The organism is Longispora fulva (assembly GCF_015751905.1).
Classification (GTDB): domain Bacteria; phylum Actinomycetota; class Actinomycetes; order Mycobacteriales; family Micromonosporaceae; genus Longispora; species Longispora fulva.
On record NZ_JADOUF010000001.1, the window covers coordinates 1,925,159 to 1,950,151 of the forward strand.

22 protein-coding genes are annotated in these 24,993 nt (G+C 74.1%); 12 read left to right on the forward strand and 10 right to left on the reverse strand.

Annotation, left to right across the window (positions count from 1 at the left end):
- Positions 1–57: 57 nt before the first annotated feature.
- A complete protein-coding gene (locus IW245_RS08495; protein WP_197002633.1) occupies positions 58–504 on the reverse strand; it encodes a hypothetical protein in 447 nt (148 codons plus the stop codon).
- A gap of 96 nt (positions 505–600) precedes the next feature.
- Here IW245_RS08495 and IW245_RS08500 point away from each other — a divergent pair, with 96 nt between their 5' ends.
- The gene (locus IW245_RS08500; RefSeq protein ID WP_197002634.1) at positions 601–3,465 is read left to right on the forward strand and encodes an AfsR/SARP family transcriptional regulator; all 2,865 of its coding nucleotides are present in this window, start codon (positions 601–603) and stop codon (positions 3,463–3,465) included.
- Positions 3,466–3,594: 129 nt separating this feature from the next.
- Here the strand turns inward: IW245_RS08500 and IW245_RS08505 are convergent, their stop codons facing one another.
- From IW245_RS08505 to IW245_RS08520, 4 genes are all read right to left on the reverse strand, one after another.
- Positions 3,595–4,152, reverse strand: a complete 558-nt coding sequence (locus IW245_RS08505; RefSeq protein ID WP_197002635.1) for a thioredoxin-like domain-containing protein — start codon at positions 4,150–4,152, stop codon at positions 3,595–3,597.
- A gap of 47 nt (positions 4,153–4,199) precedes the next feature.
- Positions 4,200–5,546: a hypothetical protein gene (locus IW245_RS08510; protein WP_197002636.1), complete on the reverse strand. Its 1,347-nt coding sequence runs from the start codon at positions 5,544–5,546 to the stop codon at positions 4,200–4,202.
- Positions 5,492–6,529: a HesA/MoeB/ThiF family protein gene (locus tag IW245_RS08515; protein WP_197002637.1), complete on the reverse strand. Its 1,038-nt coding sequence runs from the start codon at positions 6,527–6,529 to the stop codon at positions 5,492–5,494. Before IW245_RS08515 ends, IW245_RS08510 begins: the two co-directional genes overlap by 55 nt.
- 300 nt (positions 6,530–6,829) lie before the next feature.
- A complete protein-coding gene (locus IW245_RS08520; protein WP_197002638.1) occupies positions 6,830–7,237 on the reverse strand; it encodes a hypothetical protein in 408 nt (135 codons plus the stop codon).
- A 111-nt stretch (positions 7,238–7,348) separates the two neighbouring features.
- On the opposite strand from IW245_RS08520, the gene IW245_RS08525 reads away from it, so the two are divergent.
- Both IW245_RS08525 and IW245_RS08530 read left to right on the forward strand, forming a co-directional pair.
- Positions 7,349–8,113: a methyltransferase domain-containing protein gene (locus IW245_RS08525; protein WP_197002639.1), complete on the forward strand. Its 765-nt coding sequence runs from the start codon at positions 7,349–7,351 to the stop codon at positions 8,111–8,113.
- A 252-nt stretch (positions 8,114–8,365) separates the two neighbouring features.
- The gene (locus tag IW245_RS08530) at positions 8,366–10,273 is read left to right on the forward strand and encodes an ABC transporter ATP-binding protein (RefSeq protein ID WP_197002640.1); all 1,908 of its coding nucleotides are present in this window, start codon (positions 8,366–8,368) and stop codon (positions 10,271–10,273) included.
- A gap of 111 nt (positions 10,274–10,384) precedes the next feature.
- Here IW245_RS08530 and IW245_RS08535 read toward each other — a convergent pair whose 3' ends face one another.
- Positions 10,385–12,949 (reverse strand): class III lanthionine synthetase LanKC N-terminal domain-containing protein, encoded by a 2,565-nt coding sequence (locus IW245_RS08535; protein ID WP_197002641.1) that lies wholly within the window; start codon positions 12,947–12,949, stop codon positions 10,385–10,387.
- 45 nt (positions 12,950–12,994) lie between these two features.
- Complete coding sequence (locus tag IW245_RS08540) at positions 12,995–13,159, reverse strand: hypothetical protein (RefSeq protein WP_197002642.1); 165 nt, start codon at positions 13,157–13,159, stop codon at positions 12,995–12,997.
- A 195-nt stretch (positions 13,160–13,354) separates the two neighbouring features.
- Between IW245_RS08540 and IW245_RS08545 the strand changes: the two genes are divergently transcribed.
- Positions 13,355–14,710 (forward strand): DUF2252 domain-containing protein, encoded by a 1,356-nt coding sequence (locus tag IW245_RS08545; protein WP_197002643.1) that lies wholly within the window; start codon positions 13,355–13,357, stop codon positions 14,708–14,710.
- Here IW245_RS08545 and IW245_RS08550 read toward each other — a convergent pair.
- Positions 14,704–16,167 carry a hypothetical protein gene (locus IW245_RS08550; RefSeq protein WP_233472446.1) on the reverse strand — a complete coding sequence of 488 codons (1,464 nt, stop codon included), beginning with the start codon at positions 16,165–16,167 and terminating at the stop codon, positions 14,704–14,706. The genes IW245_RS08545 and IW245_RS08550 overlap by 7 nt on opposite strands.
- A 281-nt stretch (positions 16,168–16,448) precedes the next feature.
- On the opposite strand from IW245_RS08550, the gene IW245_RS08555 reads away from it, so the two are divergent.
- The 3 genes from IW245_RS08555 to IW245_RS08565 are packed head-to-tail and all read left to right on the forward strand — an operon-like array spanning position 16,449 to position 18,626.
- Positions 16,449–17,027, forward strand: a complete 579-nt coding sequence (locus IW245_RS08555) for a dihydrofolate reductase family protein (protein ID WP_197002644.1) — start codon at positions 16,449–16,451, stop codon at positions 17,025–17,027.
- A 10-nt stretch (positions 17,028–17,037) separates the two neighbouring features.
- Entirely contained in the window at positions 17,038–17,379 is a 342-nt protein-coding gene (locus IW245_RS08560) for a YciI family protein (RefSeq protein ID WP_197002645.1), read from the forward strand.
- A complete protein-coding gene (locus IW245_RS08565) occupies positions 17,379–18,626 on the forward strand; it encodes an RNA polymerase sigma factor (protein ID WP_197002646.1) in 1,248 nt (415 codons plus the stop codon). The genes IW245_RS08560 and IW245_RS08565 overlap by 1 nt, the downstream gene beginning before the upstream one ends.
- Here IW245_RS08565 and IW245_RS08570 read toward each other — a convergent pair.
- The gene (locus IW245_RS08570) at positions 18,586–19,674 is read right to left on the reverse strand and encodes an SDR family oxidoreductase (protein ID WP_197002647.1); all 1,089 of its coding nucleotides are present in this window, start codon (positions 19,672–19,674) and stop codon (positions 18,586–18,588) included. The genes IW245_RS08565 and IW245_RS08570 overlap by 41 nt on opposite strands.
- 18 nt (positions 19,675–19,692) lie before the next feature.
- Here IW245_RS08570 and IW245_RS08575 point away from each other — a divergent pair, with 18 nt between their 5' ends.
- Positions 19,693–20,241 carry an EF-hand domain-containing protein gene (locus IW245_RS08575; protein WP_197002648.1) on the forward strand — a complete coding sequence of 183 codons (549 nt, stop codon included), beginning with the start codon at positions 19,693–19,695 and terminating at the stop codon, positions 20,239–20,241.
- 193 nt (positions 20,242–20,434) lie between these two features.
- Positions 20,435–22,549 carry a PxKF domain-containing protein gene (locus IW245_RS08580; protein ID WP_197002649.1) on the forward strand — a complete coding sequence of 705 codons (2,115 nt, stop codon included), beginning with the start codon at positions 20,435–20,437 and terminating at the stop codon, positions 22,547–22,549.
- 4 nt (positions 22,550–22,553) lie between these two features.
- Here IW245_RS08580 and IW245_RS08585 read toward each other — a convergent pair whose 3' ends face one another.
- Complete coding sequence (locus tag IW245_RS08585) at positions 22,554–23,207, reverse strand: NADPH-dependent FMN reductase (RefSeq protein WP_231398711.1); 654 nt, start codon at positions 23,205–23,207, stop codon at positions 22,554–22,556.
- A 117-nt stretch (positions 23,208–23,324) separates the two neighbouring features.
- Between IW245_RS08585 and IW245_RS08590 the strand changes: the two genes are divergently transcribed.
- From IW245_RS08590 to IW245_RS08600, 3 genes are all read left to right on the forward strand, one after another.
- Entirely contained in the window at positions 23,325–23,852 is a 528-nt protein-coding gene (locus IW245_RS08590; protein WP_197002650.1) for a DinB family protein, read from the forward strand.
- A gap of 143 nt (positions 23,853–23,995) precedes the next feature.
- Complete coding sequence (locus tag IW245_RS08595; RefSeq protein ID WP_197002651.1) at positions 23,996–24,415, forward strand: DUF4267 domain-containing protein; 420 nt, start codon at positions 23,996–23,998, stop codon at positions 24,413–24,415.
- A 29-nt stretch (positions 24,416–24,444) separates the two neighbouring features.
- On the forward strand, positions 24,445–24,918 hold the full coding sequence (locus IW245_RS08600) for an anthrone oxygenase family protein (protein WP_197002652.1): 474 nt from the start codon (positions 24,445–24,447) through the stop codon (positions 24,916–24,918).
- Positions 24,919–24,993: the final 75 nt, after the last annotated feature.

A 24,993-nucleotide genomic window follows, 5' to 3' on the forward strand; every position in this document is an offset into this window, starting at 1 on the left:
CGGATACGGACCACCCGGTGGGCGGGACGCGCGACGCCGCCCCGCCCACCGGCCCGCTCAGTACCCGCTCGGCGCGGTCACGGTGTGCGCGACGGACCCCGCACCGGAGTAAGTCAACGTCACGGTGATGGACGAACGCTGGCCGGACAGGCTCCGGGTCTTCCTCTCCCAGGAGCCGCTGCACGAGGAGAACACCGTCGACGAGCCGGTCGTCGACGCCTGGGCGCAGTGGCCGTCGCCGTCCACGGCGTCGTACAGCTCGAAGTCGACGACCTGCCAGTAGTCGCCGTCGGCGACGTTGCGGCTCCACGTGATGGCGCAGTTGCGGATCTTTCCCTTGCCGGTGCCGCTCACGGGCGTCTGCCACGCGGACGGGTTGCAGCCGGTCACGACGGACTGGTCGCCCGGCGAGGCCGCGGCGGGCAGCGGGGCGACCGCGACGGCCGCGGCGGTGGCGGCGAACGCGGCGGCGGCGAACAGGCGGGTCCTGGTCGGTGTGCGCATCAGATCTTCTCCTCAGTGGGAACGGTGACGACCCCGATTCCACCGGACCCCGGTTACCGTCCCCTTTCACTGTCCGATCCGGAGGTAAGGTCGGGCATGCCGATCCTGCTGCTGGGTGACGTCGCGGTCGAGACCGGCGGTCGACACCTGACCCCGGCGGCGCGGGCCACCCGGGCGATGCTCGCGGCACTGGCGCTCACGTCCGGCCGGCCGGTGTCCGCCGACCGGCTGTACGGGCTGGTGTGGGACTCGCGGCCCTCCGACGCGCCCCGGGGCGCCGTGCAGGTGACCGTGCACCGGCTGCGCCGCTGGCTCGCCGCCCACGGGCAGGGGGTCGCGCGGGTGGTGACCGGGCCGGGCGGGTACACCCTGGTCGCCGACGGGCCCACCGACCTGGACCGATTCCGGGAGCTGCGGGACCGGGCCGCCGCCGAGCCCGGACAGCGCCGGGTGCTGCTGGAGGCGGCGCTGGAGCTGTGGCGCGGTCCCGCGCTCGCCGACACGGGGCTGACCGCCGACGCCACAGCTCTCGACGCCGAACGGACGGCGACCACAGTGGCCTGCGCCGACGCCGCGCTGACCGACGGCGACCCGGGCCGGGCGCTGACCCTGGCGGTGCCCGTCGCCGAGGCCGACCCGCTGGCCGAGGAGGCGCACGCCGTGGTGGTGGCGGCGCTGGCCGCCACCGGTCAGCAGGGTGCCGCGCTGCGGGCCTTCGAACGGGTCCGGCGGTCACTCGCCCAGGAACTCGGTGCGGACCCCGGGCAGAAGCTGCGCGCCGCCCACGCCCGGGCACTGCGCCCGGACCCGGCGACGACCGACGGACAAGCACAACCAGGCGGCGACCCGGCAGCGCCCGGAGCCCGACCGGTGGTGCAACTGCCCGCCGACCCCGCCGACTTCACCGGACGGTCGAGGGAACTCTTGGCCCTGCGCCGTGTGCTGACGGGTACCGGCACCGCGCTGCCGGTCGCCGTGCTCGTCGGGCACGCCGGGGTCGGCAAGTCCGCCCTGGCGGTACGGGCGGCGCACGGGCTGGGGGGCCGGTACCCGGATGGCAGGTTGTTTCTCTCCGTGCGGGGGCTGGGGGCTGCCGAGGCGCTCGCCCGGCTACTGCGGGCGCTGGGCGTGCACGGTTCCGCGCTGCCGGCGGAGGTCACCGAACGCGCGGCGGTGTTCCGGGAACGCACCTCCGGGCGGCGACTGCTCGTGGTCCTCGACGACGCCGACTCCGCCGCGCAGGTCACGCCGATGCTCCCCGGCAGCGCGACCTGTGGCGTCCTGGTCACCAGCCGACAGCGGCTGACCGGCCTGCCCGGCGCGACGGTCACCACCCTGGACGTGCTGCGTCCGGCGGAGTCGGTGCGGCTGTTGTCGCGGATCATCGGCCACCCCGTCGACGACGACACCGACGCGCGCCGGGTGGCGGACCTGTGCGGGCACCTGCCGTTGGCGCTGCGGGTCGCCGGGGCGAAGCTGGCCGGGAGGCCCGGGCGGACCCTGGCGTGGCTCGCCGACCGGCTCGCCGACGAACGCCGCCGCCTCGACGAACTCGCGCACGACGACCTGGAGGTGCGGGCCAGCCTCGCACTCAGCTACCGGTCCCTCGGCCCGGGGCCGCGCCGGCTGCTGCGGCTCCTCGGGCTGCTGCAGGCGCCGACGTTCGCCGGCTGGGTCGCCGGCGCGGTGCTCGGCGCCCGTGCGCGCGAGGCCGAGGACCTGCTCGACGCGCTCACCGCCTGGCACCTGGTCGAGCCGGCCGGCCCGGACCGGTACCGTTTGCACGACCTGATCCGGCTGTACGCCGCGGAACGGGCCGCCGACGAGGACTCCCCTGCCGACCGGACCGGGGCCGTGACCCGGGCCTGCACCGGATGGCTCGCGCTGGCCCGCGCGGCGGAGTCCCGGCTGCAGGCCGGCCCCTGGCTGGTGCCCACCGACCACCCGGCCGAAGCCCCCGCCGTCGCGGACCGCGACCCGCTGGATTGGTTCGAAGGGGAACTCGACGGACTGTCCGCGGCCGTGCGGCAGGCCGCGGACCTGGGCGAGGCTGGCCTGGCCTGGTCACTGGCCTCGGCCGTGCAGGGCTTCTGTGACCAGCGCGGGCACCTCGACGCCTGGCACGACACGCATTCCGTGGCGCTGGCGGCCGCGACCGCCGCGAGCGACACGCGGGGCGTGGCGGTCACGGCGGTCGGCCTGTCCCGACTCGCGGTGCGCCGCGACGACTACCCGCTCGCCGAACGCCACCACTGGCAGGCCAGGAAGGCCTTCGAGGCCCTGGGCGACCGGCGGGGCGTGGCGCTCGCCGACCGCGGTGCCGCGGAGTTCCTCCGCTGGTCCGACGAACCGGCGGCGGCCGTCGAGCTCATCGAGGACACCATCGGGTACCTGCGGGCCGGCGACGACCACCTGGCCCTCCTCCACGCCCTCCTGATCCGGGGCATGCTGCACGCGGACGCGCGCGAACACGGGCCGGCCGAGGACCTGTTCACCGAGGGCCTGGCGCTGGCGACCGCGCACGGCTGCATCCGGTTCACAGCCCAGCACGGGCACTGGCTGGGCCGGGTGTGCGAGGCCACCGGCCGACCGGAACTGGCCGCCGCCCACCACGAGCGCGCCGAGGCCGGCTACCGAGCGGGCGGCGACGAGCTGCGGGCCACGTACGTGCGGCTGACCAGCGCCGGGGCCGCCCTGCGCCGGGCGGAGTACGGATCGGCGCTCGCCCTGCTCACCGGCTGCGTCGACACCTTCGGCCGGCTGGGCGAGACCCTGGGACTGGCCCAGGCGCTGACCGCGCTCGGGGCCGTGCACCTGGGCGCTGGTCGCCCCGATGCGGCGGTCGCCGCACTCACCGACGCCGGTGCCCGGTGGCTGACGCTGGCACCGGTGCACGCCGACGAGGCACAGGCGTGCGCGGACCTGCTGCGATCCGTCCCTGGCCAGGCGGCGCACACGTGACCGACTTCGGCCACCGTCCCGTGGCCGGCAGGTTCCACCCGGCGCGGAGGCCGAATGCGGAACTGACCAGGCGGAGACGGCGTGCGCCCCGCCACGTCGTCTCCGGCATCCTAGGTTGCTAGGTCCTGGTCATCGGGTCCAGCCGTGGTCGTACCGGCCGGCCAGCGTCTCGACGAAGTGGACGATGGCCGCCTCGTCCACGGTGTCGAGGGTCTGCAACCGGCACCAGGCGGTCAGGGCCACCCCGTGCCCGAGCCGCGGGTACGGGGCGGCCACCACGTCGCCCGGGTACCGCCGCGCGATGTCCTCCAGGAGCCGCACCTGCCCGGGCGGCGTGTCCGGCGCGTACTGCACCGCGACGTGCCCGTGTTCGAGCGAGTGCACCATCAGCTCGTCCGGTACCGACTCCCGGTACACACCCGACGCGGCCGGCCACGGCAGGTGCGGGCCCGACGTCGGGGGCAGTGAGTTGTAGGCGGCGTGGTCCGTGCCGAGATAGGCGATGTGCGGGCTGGGCAGCATCGGCACCTCCCGCCCCGGCAGGTCGGGCCGGTCGGCCGGCGCGGCGGCCACCGCCGAACCGACGAGCTGCGCCGTCCAGTTCCGCCTCGTCACGGCGACGCACGCCACGACCAGCGCCAGGACCAGGGCGAAGTACCCGATCCGGCCCCAAGGAACGCGAGACACGTCGGGTCCCTTCCCGAGGATGCGAGACATGACAGGTTCCTTCCCGGTCATCGGACGCCCCGGCGGGCGCGGCGGCGGTCCCGGACGGCGACGGCCGCCGGGGCGAGGAACTGCACAAGCATCACCAGCGCCGGGACCGCCGCCTCGGCGAAGGCGCGGGAACCCCACGGCGCCCCGGCGATCCCCCAGCCGATCCAGGCCCCGGAGATCGCCATCGCCGGCACCCAGTAGTTGACGAACAGCAGCGCGAGGAACGCGACCCCCGCCACCAGCAGGGGGCCGTACCAGGCGGCGACCCGGCGTTCGTGCGGCGGGGTGCCGGCGAGGGTGGCCGCCTGGGCCGGGGTGAGCCGGTAGAGGCGGGAGCGGACGTGCAGCTTCGCGGTGTCCAGCAGGTTGCGGCAGCCCAGGGCCGTGGAGATCAGCAGGTACCCGTCGGTGCGCACGCACACCAGCAGCTGCCAGCCGATCACAATGGTCTGCCGGAGCACGATCGCCGCCAGGAACCGGTCGAGCAGCGGCGCGATCCCCCACCGGGCTCCGGCGACCCGGACGGCGAGCGCCACGCCCAGGACCAGCGCGTCGAACGCGACCCCGGCGGCCAGCGGACCCAGCCGGCGGCGGCGCGGCAGGGACCACAACGCGGCCAGGTCCGTCTGCAACACGAAGAAGAACGCCCGCCGACCAGTACTGATCCGTGCGCCCACCCCCAGCGCCCGCGCCGCCAGCCAGTGCCACACCTCGTGCGCCATGGCCAGGCCCGTGGTGACCGGGAACAGCACGGCCATGCACACCAACGGGTCGGGGTAGAACAGCACGTCCTCCAGCGCCGGCCGGTACTGGCCGTCGACCAGCCACACCCCGGCGGACCAGCACAGGGCCGCCGCGTAGAGGGTCCACGCGACGGGTCCGAAGAGGATCCGGGCGTGCTCCGGGCGGATCCGGGCCAGCCAGCGCGACTCCCGGGCGGGTGCCGCCGGGCCGACCAGTACCCCGTCGAGGCTGCGGACCAGCCCGCACTCCAGCAGCGTCGCCACGAACTCGACGAGGTTGACGTCCTCCCCCGCCGCCGCGGACACGGGTACCGCCGCCTGCGCGATCGTCACGTCCGCCGACAGCGCGCGGATCGCGACGACGCCGATCTCGGGCAGCGACACGAACTGGCCGGTGGCGGGATCTCCGACGACGTACTCGTCGCCGTCGGGCACGATCGACAACTCCGGCAGCCCGACGCGGCTGTCGGCCCGGACCACGGGCCGGTCCGGGGGCGGCGCCGGAACCTGCGCCTGGGTCGAGGCCTCGGCAGGGGCCGATGCCGGGGGCGACGTCGGGGGCCGGGTCATCGGGGGGCCGCCGCGTTGCCGCAGGCCGGGCAGTCCTCCCGGCGGGTCCACTCGTCGAACACCGTCGTCTCCCCCGTGGCGAAGTCCACGGTCCACACCCGCCCCATCGACACCGGCGGGGCGAAGCCGGTGAGCACCCTCAGCGCCTCGACGCCGACCAGCCCGCCGACGACAGCGGCCATCGGGCCCATCGCCCGGTTGACCGGTGGCCGGACCCGGGCGTCGTCCAGGGGGCCGGCGTGCGCCTCCCAGCACTCCATGCAGCCGTCACGGCCGGGGGTGAAGCCGAAGTACACGCCCTTGGTGACGGTCATCCCGCCGGACAGGAACGGCACCCCGGCGGCCACGCACGCCCGGCTCACCCAGTGCCGCACCTGCCGGGGCCGGTCGATGCCGCACAGCACGAGGTCTGCGTCCTCCAGCAGCGGCGCGACGTCCTCGGGGCAGGTGACCAGGCGTTCGACGGTCCGGATGTCCAGGGTCGGGTTCACGGCCAGCGCCCGGGCCCCCGCCCGGTGCACCTTGGTCCGGCCCACGTCGGCCTCCGTGTACAGGAACTGGCGGGTCAGGTTGCGCAGTTCCACCCGGTCGACGTCCAGCAGGGTCAGGTGCCCGACGCCGGCCCCGGCCAGGCTGAGCAGCAGGGTCGAGCCCAGGCCGCCCACGCCGAGGAGGACGACGCGGGCGGCCCGCAGCCGGGCGTGCAGCGCGTACCGGCTCGTGGTCAGGGACGCGAACGTGCTCAGGAACGCGAGGTTGCTCGCGTAGCGTTCGTGGTCGTCGGCGGTCAGGGTGTGCGGGGCGTCGGCGTCCTCGAGCAGGCCGGCGTCGTCGAGGGCCGCGATCGCCGGGGCCGCGTCGATCGCCAGGCGCGCGCCGATCTCCTCGACGGTGCTGGTGCCGTCGAGCTGGCCGAGGAGCGCTGCCACGCCGCCGTCGGCGTCGTCCAGGTCGAACCACACGCCCAGTTCGCGGACAAGGCGGAGGGTGTCGCCCACCCGGTACTCGTCGACGGGTTTCAGGATCGGTCGCATCGCGGGCTCCTCGAGGGTCGGGGCGGCCGCCCGGCCTGGACCGGGCGGCCGGTGGATCAGCTGTCGCAGATCGCGGGATTGCGGCAACCGGAGCCGCAGCCGTCGACCGGGCACATGGTCGCGACCAGCGCCTCGACCTTCTTGACTGTGATCGTCATCTTGTTCACCCCCTCGCGTGTCGGTGCCGGCATCGTCACGCCGGCCGCTCAACATCCGCTCAAGGCCGCCGTTGCCGCACCGGGCGCCCGAGGTCGCCCGTGGTCACGGCGGCCCGAGGTCGCCTGGACGCGTTCCTGACGTTCAGTCGACGGACACCGACTCGTCGGCGGGCTGGTCGCGGTCCGCGCGGATCAGGACGCCGGTCTGCACCCCCAACCCCACGGCGGGTACCGCGATCGCCGCCACCGTCAGCAGCAGCAACGCGAGCGCCACGACCGGCGCGGCGACCCGCACGAGCCAGCCGCCCGGCCCGACGAACACCACGAGGAGTGCCGACGCCTCGCCCAGCACGAAGCAGACCGCGACCGCGACATACGCGAGGACCAGGTAGCCGGCCGAGCGGGTCCAGCTGCGGTGCAGGGCGGTGTGCCGGTCCCGGCGGGCGCCGACCGCGATCGTGCCGAGCGCGCCCCGGATCTCCAGGATCACCGCGATGAGCAATGCCGGCAGGACCTGGGCCGCGAGGGAGTAGAAGTTCTCGTTGCGCATGCGTCCACGGTGTCATCCCGGGGCGAAGGGGAGGAAACGACAAGCCGAGGCTCCCGGGATCTCCACACCGCGACCACGGACCGACCATCTCGGCCTGGTGGGATCGGTGGCATGACACGTGACACCCCCGCACAGGTGGCCTATCTCGACCAGGTGGCGGCGAGCGGACCCGGCCGGGAGTACAAGGGGCGGGTGGCGGCGGCGCTGGGCCTCGTACCCGGAATGGCGGTCGTGGATGTGGGGTGTGGGCCCGGGGCCGATCTGGGCGGGCTCGCCGCGGCGGTCGGTCCGGCGGGGTCGGTGCTCGGCGTGGACGCCGATCCGGCGATGGTGGCCGTGGCCCGGCACCGGTTCCCGGGTCCGGGGGTGCGGGTCCGGCTCGGGGACGCGCACGCGTTGCCGGTGCCCGACGCCGGTGTGGACCGGGCGGTGGTCGACCGGGTGTTGCAGCACGTGGCCGACCCGGCGGGGGTCGTGGCCGAACTGCGCCGGGTGCTGCGCCCGGGCGGGGTGGCGGTGCTGGCCGACAACGACTGGGACACCCTCGTCATCGACGACCCCGATGTGGACACCAGCCGCGCCTACGCCCGCTACGTCCGCCGGGAGGTGGTCCGCAACGCCACCGTCGGCCGGCAGGTGCCCCGGTTGTGCGCGGCGGCCGGGTTCGTGGTGCGCGACGTCGAGGCCGTCACGATCGTGTTCCGGGACGTGGCGGTGGCCGAGCGGATCCTGCGGATCACGGAGGTCACGTGGGGGGCGATCCGGGCCGGGGTGATGGACGAGCGGGCGGCGCTGGCCTGGTTGGGGCGGCTGACGGGGGGGCCGTTCCTGGCCAGCGCCACCGTGTTCGTCACCACGGCCGTGGTGCCGGGGTAGCGGGGCGGCCGGCCGGCGTGCGGGGGACGCCGGCCGGCCGCCCAGGAGGCCCGGGAAGCCGGCCCGGACGTCCGGGAGGCAGGCCCAGGGCGCCCGGGATGGGGGTCCGTCGCCATCGAGGACGGTCAGCGGATGTCCCCACCGGACAAAGATCGACTTCTGGGGGTCGGGCCGGTAGTTTCGGAGTTTGGATCCGGGAGCCGTCGCCGACCCGGTCGGCGGCGGCCCCGTCGTGTGGCGAGGAGGTCCACCATGGAGCCGCCGGACGACGACGCCGTCCCGCACGAGCTCGACGCGGAACTGGAGGCGGAGAGCTACTGGCACAAGTTCACCCAGGACCTGGTCGACACCCGGTTCCGGTCCGTGCTGTGGCGGCTGCCGGCGTTGGTCAGGATGGCGTTCGGGCTGGCCTGGTCGGCGAGCAGGCTGGACACGGCCGCAACCGTCGTGCTGCAGGTGACCGCCGGTCTGCTCACGGCCCTCGGCCTGCTCGCCACCAGGGGCGTGCTGGAGTCCCTGTTCGCCGCCGGCCCCACCCCCGACCGGGTGCGGGCCGCGATCCCCGCCCTGGCCTGGGTCACCCTCGCCACCGCCGGGCGCGCGGCGCTGACCACGGCGGCCGGCTGGGCGCAGGCCCGGCTCAGCCCGCGGGTCCGGGTCGCCGCCGAACTGGAACTGCTCAAGGTCACCAGCCGGGTCGAGTTGGCGGCGTTCGACGACGACGCGTACGCCGACGACATCGAGCGGGCCCGCAACCGGGGCACCCAGTCCAGCGTCGCGCTCGTCGACCACGGGATCGACCTGCTCACGGGCGTGGTCCGGTTCCTGGCTGTCGCCGGCACCCTGCTGGTGATCCACCCCCTGCTGCTGCCGGTGCTGATCGCCGCGGCGGTGCCCGAGTGCTGGGGCGCGGTGCACGCCGCCCGGGCCGCGTACCTCGCCCGGGCGCGCTGGGTGGCCCGGTCCCGGCGGAGCTGGACCCTCGGGCACCTGCTGGCCGACCGGCGGCACGCGCCGGAGGTCCGGGCGTTCAACCTGCGCGACTACCTGCTCAGCCGCTACCTGCGGTTGTTGCGGGGCACCCTGGCCACCGACCTGGACATCGCCCGCCAGCAGACCGCCGCCCGGGCCGTCGGCGGCGCCCTGTCCGGCGTCGGGAAGGCCGGGGTGTACGTGCTCCTCGGCGTCCTGCTGGTCGGCGGCGGCCTGCCCCTGGCCGCGGCCGGCACGGCCGTGTTCGCGCTGCAGGCCGGCGCCGGCGCGCTCACCCAGCTGATCTTCCACATCAACGGCCTCTACGAGGACGGCCTGTACGCCCGCGACTACGCCCAGGTCCGCGAGGCCACCGCCGGCCGGGCCGAGCGGTCCAGCACCCTGACCGCCCCGCCGCCGGCGGAGTTGCGCCTGGAGTCGGTGACGCTCACCTACCCCGGCGCCGACGGGCCGGCGCTGACCGACGTGTCGCTGGTGGTGCGTACCGGGGAGACGATCGCCCTGGTCGGCGCGAACGGCGGCGGCAAGTCCAGCATCTCCAAGCTGCTGGGCTGCACGTACGCGCCGAGCACCGGCCGGGTGCTGTGGGACGGGGTGGACATCGCCGGCTACGCGCCCGACCAGCTGCGCTCGCACATCTCCGTCGTGACCCAGGACTTCGCGCACTGGCCGTTCACGGCCCGCGAGGACATCCGGATCGGCGCGGAACACCGGCCGGCGACCAACGCCGGCATCGAGGCCGCCGCGCGGGCCGCCGAGGCGCACACGATGATCACCGAGCTGGCCCGGGGCTACGACACCCTGCTGGACAAGAACTTCAAGGGCGGCCAGGAACTGTCCCAGGGCCAGTGGCAGCGGCTGGCCGCCGCGCGCGGCTTCTACCGCGACGCCCCGGTGCTGATCTGCGACGAACCGTCGGCGGCACTGGACCCGCGCGCGGAGTTCGCGCTGTTCCAGCAGCTGCGGACCGGGGCCGCCGGGCGGATGACGGTACTGATCACGCACCGGCTGGCCAACGTGCGCCACGCCGACCGGATCTACGTCCTCGACCACGGCCGGGTCCTCGAGTCCGGCGACCACGAGGAGCTGATGGCGTTCGACGGGGTGTACGCGGAACTGTTCACCTTGCAGGCCGCCGGGTACCTCACGGAGGACCCGGCACACTAGGTCGTCCTGTGGCACCTTCATGCACCACGGCGGCCATGACTACCGAGGTGCATGAAGATCATGCCGGTGGAGGGCCACCGCGCGCCCCGTCCGGGCCGGCACCCCCGGGGCTCAGCCCGGCAGGGGCAGGCCCGTGCCGCCGCCCCGCCGGGACAGTCGGCGGAAGAACGCCAGGATCCCGGCCACGCCGAACGCCCACGAGGCGCTGTTGTCCTCCGGCGAGTCCTTCATGAACACCGGATGCCCAGGGGTACCGGCGCTCCGCAGCAGCATCTGCCGCGCCGCCACCCGGGCCGCCGCCCAGTGCTCCTCGCTGGACTCGCGTACCGCCACGTCGATCAGCAGGTTCCCGACCCCGGACATGCCGCAGCACTGGCTCGGCACGCTGACGTGCGGCAGGAACACCGTGGCCGCCCGGGCGATGTCGCGGGCCCCGGCGGTCAGGGCCGGATCGTCGAGGAGGCGGCCGGCGTGCAGCAGGGTCTGCCCGATCCCTGCCAGGCCCTGGCACCAGGAGGCGGCCAGCGGCGCGGAGTACGGCGTGCCGACCCGGTCGGCGAGGTCCCTGCCCCTCGCGAGGAGCAGTCGGGCGCGGTCGGCCGCGGCGTCGAGCAGCCGCTTGTCGCCCACGGCGTCGCCGACGAACAGCAGCACCTCGACGGTGCCGGCCAGCCCGTGCGCCCGGCCGGCGGAGGGCTCCACGGCGGCGCGGGGCGGCATCGGGCTGGGCGCGTCGGGTACCGGATGGGTCAGGACGTGTTCGGCGCACCGGACCGCGACCTCCCGGTGGGTCTCGCCGCCGAGCAGCAGGTGGCCGAGCCCGACCCCTGCGGCTCCGACGATCAGGTCCTCGCCCTCGGGCTTCCAGTCGGGGCCGGGGACGGCGGGCCCGGCGTACCCGTCGGCGGTGATGCCGTGCTCGGCCGCCCGGCGGAGGAACACGTCCACCCCGGTCCGGCCGACGAGCAGCCCCGGCGGCAGGTTGACCTTCTCCATCGCGCGGACCGTGAACGGCACGAGGTCGGCCAGCAGGTCGGCGACCCCGGGCCGGTCGAGGTGTTCGAGCAGTTCCAGGCCGATGCCGGCGCTGCCGGCGTAGACGCTCGCGTCGTGGGCGATGGACCGGCTCGTGGACGCGGTCAGCACCCGGCGGGTCTGGTCCAGCAGGTCGGCGAGGAGGTTGTCGACGATCTCGGCGACCAGGTCCTCTGTGGGTTCCGGCAGGGCCGGCAGCGTGGTCACGGACGGTGCCGGCCGGCGGTCGGCCGGTTCCGGCGACGTGGTCGCGGACGGGGCCGGCTGGCGACCGGCGAGCCGGTGGGCCGCGCGGGTCGCGGCCTCGGCGTCCCCGCTCAGCAGGTCGGCGACCGCACCGAGCACCCCGGTCGGTGCCGGTCCGGCCGTCGCGCGAATCACCTGCAGGGCGCGGATCCTGGCCAGGTCGTGATCGTCGCCGACGCTGATCGGGCTCAGGCCGTTGGCGGCGGTCAGCAGGGTCATACCCAACGCGTGCAGGTCGTCGTGCGGGAGGGGTGGTTCGTCGCGGCACTGCCGGGCCGGCGCGTAGCCGGGGGTGCCACCGGGGATGTGCAGGCCGTCGTAGGCGGCGAGGCCCAGGTCGATCAGCGTGACCCGCCCGGCGTCGATCACGACGTTCTTCGGGCTGAGGTCGCGGACGATCACGCCCCGGGCGTGCAGGTCGAGCACGATCCCGCTCAGTCGGGCCGCGAGGTCGGCGAGGTCGCGGCCGCCGGGGCCGTACCGGCCGTCGTGGGCGATGTCCTCGTCCAGGTTGTACGGACCGGCGTCGGCGGTCACCAGGAACTCGTCGTCGCCGTGCCGGAAGTGGTCGAGGAACCGCGACACCCCGTCGTACCCGGCCAGGCTCTCCAGGACCCGGCGCTCGTTGCGCAGCCGCATCCGCACGTCACCGGAGGCGTCGTGCTCGTCGACGAGAGCGCGGGCCTGCTTGACGATCACCCGGCCGCCGTCGCGCTCGTCGGTGGCCCGGTAGACGTTGCCGCGGCCGGACTCGAAGACGCCCTCCACGATCCGGTAGTGGTCGCCGACCAGCAGTGACGCGTCCTCCTCGTGGCCGGTCGCGCCGGTGAACGGGTCCACCACCCACGACGGCTGCCGGTACTGCAGGGTCGCCAGCGCGCCGAACTCCTCCCCCGCCGGCCCGTGGATCATCGTGATCAGACGGCCCTGGGCGTCGGTGGTCCAGGGGGCGACGAAGGGTCCGTACCGGTAGAACACGGGGGCGTCGGGGGTGACCCGCTGGTCGCTGAGCACCCGGGGTCCCTCCGTGCCCCGGAGCAGGTCGGCCAGGCGCAGCCCGAGCTCGCGGACCCGGCCCTGGTCCGGGTAGACGGTGAAGGCCTTGCCAACGGTGGCCGGCGAGCTGACCCCGTCGTTGAGTCCCTTGAGCACGGCGGCCGACCGGGCGAGCTTGAACACGCAGCCCTCGGCGAGCAGCACCGGCACGAGGCTGTCGACCAGCTCGGGGAACGTCGACACCCGGCAGGAGACGTGCAGTTTCCAGCCGTGGTCGGCCAGCGCGGCCCCGGCGGGGAAGACGGTCAGCCACGTCGCGTCGCCTCGGACGGTGACCGCCGGCCCGGAGTGCCCTGCGACCAGGCCGGCGACACGGCCCTCGATATCTGTGTCCACCATGTCCATGGCCCTTCGTGGTCGGTCCGGCACTCCGGGAACGCGGTGTTACTGGGTGACGGAGTGCGTCGCGATGTCGATCCGCGTGCTCTGCTTGCAGCAGCCGGCACACTTCATCCGGTCGGCGGCGTTGAAACCGTCGGCGAACGCGACGACGGGCTCCGCGACGTCCGTACCGGCGACGCGGGGCTCCAGTGCCATGAGAGTGTTCATCGGATTCTCCCTCCGGCCGGCGACGCCGACCAAGATCGAGTAGTGTTGATCATGTCTACCAGCGCCCTCCGGTAAAATCAATGCCTGCCGATAGCTTGACTTCAGCAAGTATCCATGAAGGACACTGCGAAACCCGATCACCCCGGACACCGGTGGGACGCCGGGGCGTCATCTCGGTCCGGTACCCATCAAGGCATGCGCCTGTTGCCCTGGTCCGTCGCCGTCCTCGTCACAGCCACCCTCGTCACGGTCCCCGCCGGCCCCGCCGCCGCAGCGCTCACCCGCGACCCGGTCACCGTCGTCTACACCCGCGACCACGCCCTGCACGTCCTCAACGGCGGCGCGACCGACGACGACCTCGCCGCCCGCACCGCGAAGCTCGCGTCCAGCGCGTGGGCGTTCTTCCGCGGCACGTCCCCGCTCTACTACCGCGACCTGGGCGAACTGGCCCCGTCGGCGTACGCGACCGGCGGCTCCGACGTGTGGATCACCGGCGACGCGCACCTGGAGAACACCGGGGCCGACCGCGGCGCCGACAACGTCGAGCAGTACCAGGTCACCGACACCGACGACGCCTGGCGCGGCTCGTGGACCTGGGAACTGCGCCGCGAGGCGGTGGCGATCGTGCTCGCCGGTCGCGCCAACGGCCGCAGCGCCACCGCGATCGCCGGGGACGTCGACACCCTGGTCGCCGAGTACGCGCAGTGGATCGACAAGTTCCACGGCACCGGCGACGAGCTCACCTGGCGGCTGACCGCCACGAACACCTCCGACCTCTCCGCCGCGCTCATCGCCGACTCCGCCGGCGACCACCGCTCGGACCTGCTTGCCCGGTGGACCACCGTCAGCGGCGGCACCCGCACGTTCGCCTCCGACCCGGAACTGCAGACGGTGCCGGCGGCGACCCGTACCAGTCTCATCAACGCCGTGGCCTCCTACCGCACCACGGCCGGCGAGCCGCTCAGCGCGGGCGAGGCCGTCGTGAAGGACGTGCGCCGCCGGCTTGGCGCCGGCACCGGCAGCCTCGGCCGGTTCCGCTGGTACGTCCTCATCGAGGGCGACACCACCTCCACCAGCGACGACCGCATCCTCGAACTCAAGCAGCAGGTCGACCCGGCGCCCAAGCAACTCGCCCCGACGGCGACCACCCTCACCGGCGGCCAGCGGCCGGCCCTGGCCCTGCGGTGGCTGGCCAACCAGTCCGACCCGCTCGCCGGCTGGGCCAGCGTCGGGACCGTGCCCGTGCTGGTCAAGGAGAAGTCCCCGTTCGCGGAGGACCTGGCGATTGCCGACCTGACCAGCTCGGCGAAGTGGGACGACACCGTCCGCGACATCGGCCGCCTGCTCGCGGCGGCGCACTCCCGCGCGGACCAGGACCTGACGGGTACCGGGCTGTCGTACTCCGCCGACGCGGCCATCGACAACGCGATCACGTCGGTGTCGGGGCTGCAGGCCGAGACCCGGGCGTTCGCCACTGGGTACGCCGATCAGGTGACGCTCGACTGGCAGTCGTACGTGGCGGCCCGAAACAGCGGCCGACCGCTCTACTGAGTACCCGTCCGGCGCGGTCTGTCCAGGCCGGCGTGGAAGCGCAGTTGCCGGACCCAGCTCGGATCGAGCGCGGTTGCGACCTGGCGGACGAGGGTGTCGAGCTCAGCGGCCAGGTCGGGGGCCGGCACGGCGTAGGTCGTGGCGGCCTCGCCGCTGAGGCAGGTGGCGATGTCGGCGCGCGCCAGGGCCCGCAGGTGATCGTCGGAGCCTGCGACGAGGCGGAGGCCCACGGCGAGGCGGCGCCAGACGTCGCCGGCCCGCAGCAGTCGGTACCCGGCGACGGTCTGATGGCGCGGTCCGCCCGGCACGAGGAGCGCGGTGATCGTGGACTCCTCCACCAGGGCGGTGTGATGGCGCAGCACGGCAGCGGCCTGGCGGCTGACGACGCCGGACACATCGTGGAGCATCGGGACCAGGTCAACGGGGTCGAGCGCGCCGAGCCGGCGGAGGGCACGGATCGCCTCCACCCGCCCTCGGGAGCTGGGATGGGCCAGCCACGGGATCAGCAGCGCGCCGTCGGCCGGGGTGCCCGTCTCGCCGAGTCCGGCGATCGCACCGGGTTTCGGCGGGTCTTCGGCGAGCATGGCCCGGTAGTGACCCGCCAGGTCGTGCGGGGTACCGCGAAGGGCCGCCTGGGCCGTGGCCCGGACGAGCGGGTGCCGGTCGCCCAGTGCGCTGACGGCCGCGTGTCGGTCCTCGCCGTGGACCGCGAGGTGGTGCAGTGCCTCGGCCCGCACGAGAGCCGTGCGGCTCGCGAGCAGTCCCCGCACGGCGGCCGGGTCCGGGCTGACGCCGATCGCCGCCCGGGCGCACAGCGTGCGGATCGGCAGGTCCTGGTCGCTCACGGCCGCGGCGATCAGCCGCTGCCGGTCGAGCAGACCGCGGGCCGTCGCCGCCCGGAACGCCGCGCGCCGGGTCCACCGGTCCCCCGCCGTCAGCAGCGGTTCGATGTCCGCGACCGGCAGGTGGCTCAGGTGGTGTTCGATCAGGCCGGGCAGCCAGGCTCCGTGGTGGCGGTTGCGGATGGCGAACCCGAGGACCGCCGCTGTGACCAGTGTGTCCGCGCCGGGTCGGGCGAGCCGGCTCCCGAGGATCCTCCGTGCCTGCTCGCGCACCTGCCTGGCCCAGTCGCCGGTCCGGATCGCCAGGACCGCCGTCGCCGCCGGATGCGGGTGGTCGGCGAGCCGGATGACGGCGGCCGCGCGGAGCCGGCCGTCGCGGTGGCAGCCGGCCATGGCCAGGTGCAGCAGGTCGGCGTCGGCGGCGATGACCTGGTCGGGCAGGGGCTGTTCCCATGGGGTGAGGTACGCCCAGCGCGCGCGTAGCGCCTCGTCGATGGCCAGCCACCACGACGCCCCACCGGCGGCGAACGCGTCGACCGCCGCGCGGCGCACCTCCGGGTCCGGGTCGTCGGCGGCGTCCCACAGGAAGTCGGCGGGCCCGGCCGGACGCGGCACGGGACCGACCTGCGGCAGAGGCGCCGGTTCAGGAGCGGGGCCGGAAGACCCGGCAGACTCGTCACCGTGCGGCCGGATTCCCAGCCTCCGGAACCATGACCGCCACACCATGACAGGCCCCCTGAGAGATCAATTTGAGGCCTCATTCTGTCGGCGGCGGCCGACGCCCGCCACCGTGATTCGGGGGCCAGGGCCGGGCCGGAGCGAATTTCCGGCGGAGTGTCGATCTGGGGGTGTGCCGTTCGTATAGGAGGTGAGGACCAACCGGAAGGGTGAGTGATATGAGTAGGGTCGTGGTTTTTGAGAGCATCACGCTCGACGGCGTGATTCAGGCCCCGGGCCGCCCCGACGAGGACCCCCGCGACGGATTCGCCCACAGCGGCTGGGCCACCCCCTACGCCGACGACGTCCTCGCCAAGGTCGCCGCCGAGGGCATGGCCACCACCCGCGCGCTGCTGTTCGGCCGCCGGACCTACGAGGACTTCGCCGGCTTCTGGCCGCACCAGACCGACAACCCGTTCGCACAGGTGCTCAACGACACCCCCAAGTACGTGGTGTCCACCACGCTCGCGGACCCGCTGGGCTGGCACACCGCCACTCTCGTCTCCGGGCTCGACGCCGTGGCCGGGCTCCGGGACCTACCGGGCGGGGACATCGTGGTGCTGGGCAGCGGGGAGCTGGTGCGGTCGATGGCCGCGCGCGGTCTGGTCGACGAGTACGTGCTGTTGCTGCATCCGGTGGTGCTCGGGTCCGGTCGTCGACTGTTCGCGGACGGGGCGGCCCCGACGGCGCTGCGGCTGGAGAACACCACCGTGACGGGTACCGGCGTCGTGGTCGCGACCTATCGTCCGGCTGCCTAGGGTGGAGACCATGAAGCGGTACCTGCTCAGCGTGTACCAGCCGGACGGCGACCCGCCGCCGCCAGCGGTCCTCGACACGATCATGGCCGATCTCGGCGTCCTGAACGGCGAGCTGCGCGCCGCGGGCGCCTGGGTGTTCTCCGTCGGCCTGCACCCGGCGGGCACGGCCACCGTGGTGCGCGACTCCGACGGGGACGCGCTGCTGACGGACGGCCCGTTCACCGAGGGCAAGGAGCATCTCGGCGGGTTCACGGTCATCGCGGCGCCCGACCTCGACGCCGCGCTCGGCTGGGCGGCGAGGATGGCCCGCGCCACGACGCTGCCGATCGAGGTCCGGCCGGTCCGGGACTGATGGGCGCGGGCGAGGTCGAGCGGGTGTTCCGCGCGGAGTACGGCCGCGCGGTGGCCGTCCTGACCCGCCTCCTCGGCGACATCGACCTCGCCGAGGAGGCCGTGCAGGACGCGTTCGCCGCGGCGGTGGCGCGCTGGCCGACCGCCGGAACGCCGCCGAGCCCGCAGGGCTGGATCATCACCACCGCCCGCAACGCCGCGATCGACCGGCTCCGGCGCGAGGCGTCCCGGGCGGATCGGCACGCCCGGGCCGCGGTGCTGCTGGCGGCCGACGAACCCGTCGAGGAGGGGCCCGTGCACGACGACCGGCTCCGGTTGATCTTCACCTGCTGCCATCCGGCGCTCGGCCCGGCCGTCCGGGTCGCGTTGACGTTGCGGCTGCTCGGCGGACTCAGCACGGCGGAGATCGCCCGCGCGTTCCTGGTGCCGGAGGCGACGATGGCCCAGCGGCTGGTGCGGGCCAAGGGGAAGATCCGGGACGCGCGGATCCCGTACCGGGTGCCGGCGGACGCCGATCTGCCCGACCGGCTCCGGGCGGTGCTCGCCGTCGTGTACCTCATCTTCAACGAGGGGTACACGGCCAGCTCCGGCGACCGGCTGGTCCGCGCGGAGCTGTGCGCCGAGGCGGTCCGGCTCGGCAGGCTGCTCGCCGACCTCATGCCCGACGAGCCGGAGGTGGCCGGGCTGCTGGCCCTCATGCTGCTGATCGAGGCGCGCCGGCCGGCCCGGACCACGGCGTCCGGGGACCTCGTCCGGCTCGCCGAGCAGGACCGGGGCCGGTGGGACCGCGGCCTGATCGGCGAGGGGCAGGAACTCGTGCGGCGGTGCCTGCGCCGCGGCCGGCCCGGCCCGTACCAGATCCAGGCCGCGATCAACGCCGTGCACAGTGACGCGCCGACCGCCGCGGACACCGACTGGGGGCAGATCGTGCGGCTCTACGACCAACTGCTGGCGGTCGCGCCGACCCCGGTGGTGGCCCTGCACCGGGCGGTCGCGGTGGCCGAGGTCGACGGGCCGCTGGCGGCGCTTGCCCTGGTCGACGCCCTCGACCTCGACCGGTACCACCTGCTGCACGCCGTCCGCGCCGACCTGCTCGGCCGACTCGGCCGCACCGGGGAGGCCGTGGCGGCGTACGACGCGGCGATCACCCGGACCGAGAACTCCGCCGAACGCGACCACCTCCGCCGCGCCCGCGACGCGCTGCCGACTATCTCGCCAGCAGGCCCGACGCCGCGAGGTACCCCATGATCCGGTCCAGGTAGGCGGTGTCCGCGACGGGGCAGGTCACCCCCAGGCGGCTGAGTTCGGCCCTGGTCCGCTCGGAGCGCACGACCGGCACCTGGTCACGCGGCGTCTCGGCGAGCAGGTACCTCCCCATCCGCCACAGCGCGAGCATGGTGAACGCCGAGGTCTCGGCCACTCGGTCCTGCAGGGTGGCGTGCCAGTCGGTCACGGGCTGCGAGCCCGGGGCGTATCCGCGTGCCCGGAGCCGGGCGAAGATCTCGGCCATCGACAGGTGCTCGGGCTGGGTGAGGTGGAACGTCCGCCCGACGGCGGCCGGCCGGGTCGACAGCGCGACGATGCCACGGGCGACGTAGTCGACCGGCGCGGTCGGCATCGCGGTGGCGCAGTCGGGGGCGACCCCGAGCACGGCGGACGCCCGGATCGCCCGGGTGATCAGGTCCGAGGCCGACGACTCGCCGGTCGCGTGGTCGCCGGTGATGAACGCCGGCCGGTAGATGACGGCCGGCACGCCGCTGGCCCGGACGATCTCCTCCCCGTCGAACTTGGTGCGGGTGTAGCCGACCTCGCCGGGCATGCCCGGCTCCAACACGGTGTCCTCGTCGACCTCCGGGTGTCCGACGTGCGGGGCGTCGATGAACACGCCGGCGGAGGAGATGTGGTGCAGGGTCACCTCCGCGCGCGCGGCCAGTTCGGTGACCGCCCGGGTGCCCTCGACATTGCACGACGCGAGCCGCTCGTAGTCGGCCGCCAGGTTGACCGTCGCGCCACAGTGGTAGATCGCGCCCGCGGTGCGGGCCAGCCGCTCGTGCGTGGCGTCGTCGAGCCCTAGCCGGGGTGCCCGCAGGTCCGCCCGGACGGTGGCGACCCGGGCGAGGTCGGCGCGCGGGATGCCCCGGTGGGCCAGGTAGGCGGCCAGGCGGCGGCGCGCGCCCTCGTCGGTCCGGCCCCGGACGAGGCAGTGGACGGTGGCGTCAGTCTGGGCGAGCAGCTCGGCGCACAGGTAGCCGCCCAGAAAACCGGTCGCCCCGGTTAGTAGGACAATCTTGGACATATCCCTTATTGTACGGGCATGACCACTGACTTCCAGAACACCAAACTCGACAAAGCCTTCGGGCACCTCGACGTCGACGGCAACGGCGTCGTCGAGCACGCCGACGTCCTCGCCCTCGGCAGCCGACTGTTCGCCGGCTTCGGCGAGGCCCCGACCAGCGCGAAGGGCCAGGACGTCCTCAACGGACTGGAGACCTTCTGGCAGTCCCTCCTGTCGGCGACCGATCTCGACGGCGACCGGCAGATCAGCCCGCACGAGTGGCGGACCGGCATGGCCGACGCGTTCATCCACGACCGGGCCGGCTTCGACGCCGGACTGCGGCCCGCGGCCGAGGCCGTGATGCGACTCGCCGACACCGACGGCGACGGCACGCTGGGGCTCGACGAGTTCCACACCCTGCAGCGCGCTTTCGGCACGCCGTCCGAGCAGGTCGCGGAGAGCTTCGCCCGGATGGACACCGACGGCGACGGCGCGTTGAGCGTGGACGAGCTCGTCGCGGCCACCCGGCAGTACTACACGGGCGCCGACGAGAACGCCCACGGGAACTGGTTCTTCGGCCGGCCCTGACCACGGGCATCTCACGGAGCCGACCGGCTCCGACCACGGGACCTCGCGGGCCGACCGGCCTGACCGCGGGGACCTCGCGGAGCCGACTGGGCCGGGTCGCCCGGTCGGCTTCCGGACTTCGGGGCGGGGCGGCGGAGGATTGACTGCTACAGCTGGAGGCGGACAGCTCCGCACACTCCAGTGAGGATCCCCGATGACCGGGTCCAGCGCGCTCCGCACTCTCGTGACCGCCCTCGCAGCGACCCTCACCGTCGCGCTCCACCCCGTCGCGGCCGTCGCCGATCCGGCGCCCCGCGTCCTGTCGGGCACCCTGACGGTGCGGACCGGGGAACCCGTCCCTGACGCGTCGCTGTCCCTGTCCGACGGGCACGGTTCCTCGGCCACGGTCCACACCGGCCCCGACGGCGCGTACTCGCTGTCGGTCACCGACACCGGCGCGCCGTTCACCCTGACCGGCGGTGGTGGCGCGACCGCGCCGGGCTTGTCCACCGGCTGGAACTTCCACACCGCCGGCTTCGCGCTGCCCGCCGACCGGACGGCCCGGCTGGTGCTGCCGACGGCGACGCTGACCGTGCGGGTGCGGGGAGGTTCCGGCCACGCTCCCCTGCCGGGGGCCCGGCTGACGATGCCGGAGGTGTACGGGCCGGCCGACCTGGGCGACATGAACGCCGTCTATCTGACCCCCGGCCGGGCCGACGGCGTCACCGGCGCGGACGGTGACGCCTCGTTCCCCGAGTTCAGGGGCGGGTTCGCCGACCACCGGTGGCTGGCGTACGTCCAGCCCCCGGCGGGCTCCGGCCTGTACCAGACCGCAATCGAGATCGGCGCGATGGACGCCGACGTGGTGTACCGCGACGTGTGGCTGCCCGACCCGGTGCACCTGACCGGCACGATTCGCGCCGCGGACGGCGCGCCGGTGCCGGGCGTGACACTGCGCAGCTGCGATCCGCTGGAGGTCGCCTGCCCGACGGGCACGTCCGGCCCCGACGGGCGGTACTCGCTGCCGGTCCTCCCGCCGCCGTACCAGTTCCAGTTGGACATCGGGGGCGGGGTCGGCATGCCGCCGTGGTCGACGATCAGCGGCGTCCACGAGCAGGCCGCCGACGCCGGCATGGACATCACCTTGCCGCCGACGGTGACCACCACGGTGGTGGTCCGCGACGCGGCCGGCGCGGCGCTGCCCGGAGCCGGGGTGTACCCGCCGCGCACCTACCGGAGCATGCCCGTGCCCGGTTTCGGCGACCTGACCGTGGCGACCGGCCACGCCCTGGTCAGCACCTCCGCCGCAGGGAGCGCGGCGTTCCCGCTGTTCGCCGGGGCCTCGGCCCAGGGCGTGCCCGGACAGGTGTGGCTGCCCGGGAACCACAGCCCGCAGCCCGACGTGTCCTTCGCCTTCCCCGACACCCAGTCGCCGAGCGATCCGGGCGACGTGGACTTCCAGGCCAGCCGGCCGCTCACCGTGATCGTCGGGGCCGGACCGGCGGCGACCCGGCCGCCGGTGCTGGTCCTGCCCACCGCAGTCGAGGTGGAGGCGGACAGCCCGCTGGGCACCTACCAGGTCGGGTACCCCGGTACGGCGATGGACGCAGCGGACGGCGCGCGGCCGGTGACGTGCGACGCGCCGGGCACCTTCCCGATCGGGGTGACCGCCGTGACCTGCCGCTCCACCGACACGGCCGGGAACACGGTCACCGGCTCGTTCCCGGTCACGGTGCGCGACACCCTGCTGCCGGTGCTGACCGTGCCGGCGGACGTGACGGTGGCGGCCACCCAGCGCACCGGCGCGCGGTTCAGCTACCAGGCGACCGCCAGGGACCACCACGGAAACCCCCTTTCCGTGTACTGCGAGACCGCCTCGGGCACCCTCTTCGCCCTGGGCTCCACCCCGGTGTACTGCGAGGCCGGCGACTCCGAGGGCCACGTGACCTGGCGGACGTTCACGGTGACCGTCGCGTTCGCCTGGTCGGGCGTGACCCAGCCGGTCAACCCGGACGGCAGTTCCGTGTTCGTTCTCGGCACCACGGTGCCCGTCCGGTTCCGGCTGACCGGGGACAGCGCACCGGTGACCAACGCGTTCGTGAAGATCTACCTGGTCCGGCTCGGCGCCGCGATCACGGGCACCGACGACGAACTGGTGTACACCGACACCCCGGACTCCGGCAAGACGTTCCGGTACAACCCGGCGACCGGCGGATACGAGTTCAACCTCAACCGGGCCACCACGATGTCGCGGACCGGCACGTACGAACTCACCGTGGACTTCGGCGACGGACAGCCGCAGGCCGGGGTGCGGTTCTCGCTGCGGTAGCCGGCTACTCGACCCGGTCGACCGCCGGGTCGGGCCGCTCGCCGAGGAACTCGATCCAGGCCCGCTTGGCGCACTGGTAGTGGCTGGCGGCCTCGGTCAGGTCGAGGAAGCCGTCCACGGTGCTGGCGAAGCGTTCCCGCAGCGTCGGGTCGGCGATCTCCCCCTCGGGGCCGAAGGCGGTGTGCGCCTGCGCGAGGCTGAACATGTCCGGGTACAGCCGGGCCCCGAGGTGTTCGAGGGGCACCCGCAGCGCCCACAGCCCCCGGTTGCCGCCGGACATCGACGGCGACGCGGACATCAGCATCCCGTGCCGCTCGGCGAACGGCTGCGGATGGAACCGCGACGTCCAGTCGATCAGGTTCTTCAGCACCCCGGACATGGACGCGTTGTACTCCGGGGCCGCGACGACGAAGCCCTGCGCCAGGGTGAGCCGGTCGCGGAAGCGCACCGCCCCGGCGGGGATGCCGTCGGCCTTCTCGACGTCGGTGTCGTACAGCGGGGTGTCGAACTCGCGGAAGTCGACGAGTTCGACGGAGGCGCCGGACGCCTCGGCCGTGCGGGCCGCGAGGGTCGCCAGTCGGGTGTTCAGCGAGCCCCGGCGCAGGGACGCCCCGAACACCAGCACGTGCACGGCCCGGTTCGACTCGGTTGGTCTCATCCACCCAAGCTAGCGAGAACTCCCGGGGTTCGCGGTGGATTGCCCAGAGCCGCCGGTCAGGGCCCCGCGCCCGCGCGGGATGATCAATTCGCTTGCGCGGCAGGTCATCATGGCGGGATGACCTGGACTGCACCCGACATCGAGCGGGTACCCCGAACGGACATGGCCGGCGGCGAACGCGAGATGCTGGACGACTGGTTGCGGCAGCGCCGCGCCCTCCTGCTGCGCAAGTGCGCGGGCCTCACGGCCGAACAGCTCAAGACCGCGGCCGTCGAGCCGTCGAACCTGACCCTGCTCGGGCTGGTCCGGCACATGGCGGAGGTGGAGCGTTGGTGGTTCCGGGAGAAGTACCTGCACGAGGAGCTGCCGGAGTTGTACCTCACCGAGGAGTATCCCGACGGGGACTTCGACCTGGTCGCCGACGCGGACGCGGAGGCCGACCACGCCACGTTCCTGGAGGTGACGGCCGCGTGCGACGCGGCGGTGGCCGGCTGCGACCTGGACGTCGCTGTCGATGACGCCAAGGCGCCGACCGGCAAACTCAACCTCCGTTGGGTGTACATCCACCTCCTCGAGGAGTACGCGCAGCACACCGGGCACGCCGACCTGATCCGGGAGCGGATAGACGGGGCGACCGGCTCGTAGCCACACCTGTTCCCCACCGCCCGTGCGACCCGGCGTCGCACGGGCTTCTTCGATCCGATTGCTAGCACCGCTAGACATGAGAGCACAGGCAAGGCTAGTGTCGTTCCTGGATCTAGCATTGCTACGAAACGAAGGGAGGGGCCGTGAAGCCCCTTGCCACCGGCCTTGCCGTCCTCGGCGGCCTGTTCATCGTCTACGTCGGCCTCGGCTTCCTGCTGGACCCGCAGGGGTCAGCCGCCGGTTTCGGCCTGCCGACCTGGCCCCGGCACGACGGCGCGGCCTTCCTCGCCGTCAAGGGCGTGCGCGACATCGCGTGCGGGCTGACCATCTTCGCGCTCCTGCTGACCGGACACCGCCGGGCGCTGGGCTGGGCGCTGCTGGCCGTCACCTTCGTGCCCGCCGGGGACATGGTGATCGTGCTCAGCTCGGGCGGTTCCCGGGCGGCGGCGTTCGCGATCCACGGCCTGACCGCCGTCCTCGTCCTGCTCAACGCCGTCCTGCTCCTGCGCGAGCGCCCGTCCGCCGCGACGACCCCGCCCCCAGTCGCCGCCGCGGCCGAATAGCACCCGCCCACCCCTCGAAGGAGCTCCACATGTTCGTCCTCAGCCACGTGTTCGCCGCCGTCGCGGTCCTGACCGCCGGGATCATCTACGGCACCGACGTCCTCGGGGCGCTCGTCGGGCGTCCGACCTGGGCGAAGGTCGACGACCGCGCCCTGGTCGCGGTGAACGGCCACATGCACCACTACGGCGACCGCCGGTTCCCGATCCCCGGCGCCCTCAGCGTCGTCGCCACGGTGCTCGCCGCCGGCGCGTCCGCCCTCAGTGGCCGGTGGCCGGCCACGGCGGCGGCGCTGGTCGCCACCGTGGCCCTGGTCGTGTGGCTGGTGATCTACAAGGTGGTCAACGCCCCGATCAACAAGGAACTCACCGCGGCGGCCCTCGAGGGCCGGGTGCCGGCGAACGCGCGGGCGTTGCAGACCCGGTGGGACAGCGTGATCACGGCCAGGGCCCTGTTGCAGGGGGTCGCGGTCGGCGCGCTGTGCGCCGTCCTCGCCCTGCCGTAGCGGTCGGCCCGGCGGCCATCCGCAGCGGGCCACACCGCGTCGGCCACCACCCGTCGCTCGGTCAGCGACCGGTCG